1 protein-coding gene is annotated in these 1,279 nt (G+C 54.5%); it reads right to left on the reverse strand.

Annotated elements, in window-relative coordinates; all coding sequences use genetic code 11:
- Nucleotides 1-668, reverse strand: a 668-nt coding sequence (locus EJP87_RS16635) for an aminotransferase class III-fold pyridoxal phosphate-dependent enzyme (protein ID WP_130472951.1), incomplete at its 3' end; no start/stop codon positions are given.
- Nucleotides 669-1,279 lie beyond the last annotated feature (611 nt).

Raw genomic sequence — 1,279 nt, forward strand, 5'->3', positions numbered from 1 at the left:
GCCCCCTGTACCAAGGGTTCCATCAAGCAGGCGGCACACTCCTGACCATGCTGGGCCAGATAGCGATCAAGAATTTGCAACGCCTCTCGCTCTTTCTGCTCAACCTGCTCATCCTCTTCCCAGGTTGCTGGAAAGGGCATCCAATCCACAGGAAACAGCATAGAACGAAACGGTTCAAAAAAACCACTGGAGCCACCAACAGACATGGCACCGACAGTATCCCCGTGATAGCCACCAGAAAATGCCAAAAAGCGTTCCCGTTTTCTCCCCTGATTAAAAAAATACTGCCGGGCCATTTTCAAGGCCACTTCTACTGCCGTCGAACCATTATCGGAGAAAAAAACCCGCTGCAAACCTGTTGGCAAATGAGCCACCAAGGCTGCCGCCAATTGCGCTGCCGGTGGATGGGTAAAACCAGCAAAGACCACCTGCTCCAGGGTCATGGCCTGCTGGGCAATAGCCTGGGCAATGCGTGGATGGGCGTGACCATGGGTGATGACCCACCAGGAGGAGATAAGATCCAAATAGTTTTGCCCATCTGCTCCCTGCAAGGTCGCTCCTTGTGCTGCGACAATTGCAGTCGGTCGCGGAGCGGTTTTGGCTTGGGTAAAAGGGTGCCAAAGATAACGTTCATCCCACTCTACCCACTCCGGCAGCGCACCACTCATCTGTCTCTCCCCTCTCGCTCCCATGCGCACATGAATTGCAACCTGTACAAACCATTCAAGAAAAGTTCTGCAAACCTAATGAAAAATATTTACTGACTATAACTATTCACTACCCAAAACAACTGCGGGTCCAGGGAGGGCACCTCCCTGGCCGGGTCCAGGGATGGAATCCCTGGGATTTTGCTTTTAATCTTTTGCCTTTGGCGCGCTTTTCACACTAAGCCGACGCGCTTATCTCCTCCTGGTGGGTGCAGGGCAAAGCCATGCTGGTAATGTGCGGCGTTTCACAAAAGCGAATGCTTAAGCATTCGCGCACGCCGCACCGATTTGTGCCCCGCAGGGGCACTCTTTGGGAGGGCGGACGCCCGACATGCACAGTTTCGCTTGTGGCAACAGTGAGGAAATTGGCAGATGCGCTTGCCCTGCCCCAGAGGCTTTGCCTCTGGACGCCACCAGGGAGGTTCCCTCCCTGGAGCCGCAGTTGTTTTGGGTGGTGAATAGTGACGCTTCTATTGCCTTGGTATGGCGCCGCAAATGTTTGCTACTTTGCTGAGGAGGCAGCGATGGGCGGCAGGTGTGACAGGGATTCGACGACACAATCCCAGGCCCGA

The sequence above is a fragment of the Candidatus Magnetaquicoccus inordinatus genome (assembly GCF_004217665.1).
Classification (GTDB): Bacteria; Pseudomonadota; Magnetococcia; order Magnetococcales; family Magnetaquicoccaceae; genus Magnetaquicoccus; species Magnetaquicoccus inordinatus.